General features: G+C 38.3%; 4 protein-coding genes. All 4 read left to right on the top strand.

The genetic code is table 11. The annotated features are described in order from the left end of the window. Positions 1-283: DUF2024 family protein (locus QZT26_RS17255; RefSeq protein WP_295103933.1), on the top strand; the 283-nt coding region annotated here is incomplete at its 5' end. Positions 284-318: 35 nt separating this feature from the next. Further along, positions 319-1,173 carry an aldo/keto reductase gene (locus tag QZT26_RS17250; protein WP_169703399.1) on the top strand — a complete coding sequence of 285 codons (855 nt, stop codon included), beginning with the start codon at positions 319-321 and terminating at the stop codon, positions 1,171-1,173. A 283-nt stretch (positions 1,174-1,456) separates the two neighbouring features. Further along, positions 1,457-1,939, top strand: a complete 483-nt coding sequence (locus QZT26_RS17245; protein ID WP_230405714.1) for a hemerythrin domain-containing protein — start codon at positions 1,457-1,459, stop codon at positions 1,937-1,939. Positions 1,940-1,947: 8 nt separating this feature from the next. Then, positions 1,948-2,324, top strand: a 377-nt coding sequence (locus tag QZT26_RS17240; protein ID WP_295103927.1) for a DsrE/DsrF/DrsH-like family protein, incomplete at its 3' end; no start/stop codon positions are given.

The raw sequence follows: 2,324 nt of genomic DNA, 5'->3' as shown, positions 1-2,324 counted from the left end.
TAAAAGAAGAAAGGGGAAATCTATGAAAGTATCTGTCTATGACACACACGTAGTGAAGAAAAACGGGCTGACAATGCATTTTGATATTATCGTCCCTGATGATCAGACACATGAAAAGGTTCTTCAATTTGGCCTTGAATATCTAAAAAGAGTGGGACAGGAGGGACAACCACTCACAACAAAAGAATGTCGTTTCTGCCACATGGAAGAGGCGTCAGAGGATATTGAAAAGGCTATTAAAGAAAGCGGTTATTACATTTATGAAATGGAAGGATGTCATTGAGAAACACTCCAACCCGATTTTGATGCGAGGCTAACATGGAATTCAAAAATTTGTCGAATACTATTAAAATACCAGTGATAGGTCTTGGAACATGGACTATTGGCGGAGGAGATGAAGCAGATACCACGTATGATAAAGAGAATATTTCTGCAATAAAAACTGCAATCAAACTTGGAATAACACACATTGATAACGCTGAAGCATATGCCCAAGGCCATTCAGAAGAACTGGTTGGAAGAGCAATCGTTGGTTTAGATAGAAAAAGCCTGTTTATCACCTCGAAAGTTTCACCGGAGCATTTAAGCTATGACAATCTTCTTGCTTCTGCAAAAGGAAGCCTGCAAAGATTAAATACGGATTATATTGATTTATATTTGATTCATGCGCCTAATCCGGATATCCCAATACAGGAAACCATGAAGGCAATGGATTTTTTAGTTGAACAGAAACTGGTTAGGTGTATTGGGGTAAGTAATTTTTCGGTTGACCAAATAAAAGAAGCGCAGAAATATACCAAAAACAAAATAGTTGCTAATCAAATTGAATACAACCTACTCGTAAGAGACAAAGGCAGAGTTACAGAGAATATGGAATCTGAAATAATTCCCTATTGCCAGGAAAATAATATTTTCATTATCGCATGGAGACCACTTGCAAAGGGTAAGCTTGCAAAACCGGGTTTCAAAATCTTAGATGAATTAGCTGATAAGTATCATAAGACGCAGGCCCAAATTGCAATAAATTGGCTAATTTCTAAAAAGGGGATTGTTGTCATTTCGAAATCAACAAAAGTTGAACATCTTGAAAAAAACCTGGGTGCAATTGGCTGGAAATTAAGACAAGAAGATACTGATAGATTAAATAACGAATTTATTAATTCAAGGACGTAAATAAATTTACAAGGTTGATTATTTTTAGAAATAAAGGCTTAAATTTGCCATATTTGAAATAAAACGTGTTTATGAAAAACCGGACGAGGGTGCTGGGATAGGGTATTGATTGATCGTCTATGGCCACGGGGACTCAAGAAAGAAGATGCCGCCAAATATTATTGAATGAAAGAGATTGTTTCCTTTGCAGGAAGGCTGTGTGTTGAAAGGGGAAAAGTTACATTTACAGGCAACCAATTATATAATGCACATAAAATAAATTTAAAAAAGGGGGATGATAAGGATGACAAAGTTAGATCCAATTGTAGAATTTAGAGAAGACCACCGAAAGGTAAGGGACGGATTACTTGAATTAATGGAAGCCTTGCAATCAAAGGATGTTGTTACGGCAAGGAAAATACTTGGCAAAATAAACGTGGCTGTCGGCCCACATTTTCGATATGAGGAAGAAACTCTTTATCCCGCACTGCGGGTATTATTAGGCGAGCACGTAGACCAGTTAATAAAGGAGCATGATGGCGTAATAGCTACTGCCCGTTCTTGTGCTGAGCTATTAAAGAAGGATAGCCTGACAGATGAAGAGGCAAAAAAGGCGACCACGGCAGCAAGGGAGCTTTTAGTCCACGTCTCAAACTGTGACGGTTTGTCCATACTTTCCGAAAGATTGAGTAAAAAGGAAGTTGATAATTTAAGCGAGAAACTTGCTGCCGCAAGAAAGGCAGGCGTACCTTTACTGGATTGGGCAGAAACCATAAGAGGCAAATGAAATAAACCATGGAGACAGATAAGAAAGGTTTGGCGATCATATTTCATAGCGGTTCTTACGACCGCATTTATCACGGTTTTTCCATAGTCCTTGTAGCCCTGGCATTAGGCAGAGAGGTAAGGTGTTTTTTTACCTATTGGGCATTAGAATATCTGATAAAAGGAAAGTCTGTGTTCCAGCTTAATGAAGAGGGACAGACTCACAGGAAACTATTAGAAGCGCATATGAGAAAGGGCCATATTCAGGAAATATCTGAACTTTTAACTCAATCTAAGGCAATGGGTGCAAAGTTTTATGTGTGTACCAATTCTATGGGCTTGTTAAACATATCGCGGGATGAACTTGTAAATGAGGTTGATAAGAGTATGGGGTTAACCACATTTCT

This window comes from uncultured Candidatus Kuenenia sp. (assembly GCF_900696675.1).
Taxonomy (GTDB): domain Bacteria; phylum Planctomycetota; class Brocadiia; order Brocadiales; family Brocadiaceae; genus Kuenenia; species Kuenenia stuttgartiensis_A.
The sequence above is the reverse complement of the archived record's forward strand: the minus strand, read 5'-3'. Positions and strand labels throughout refer to the sequence as shown.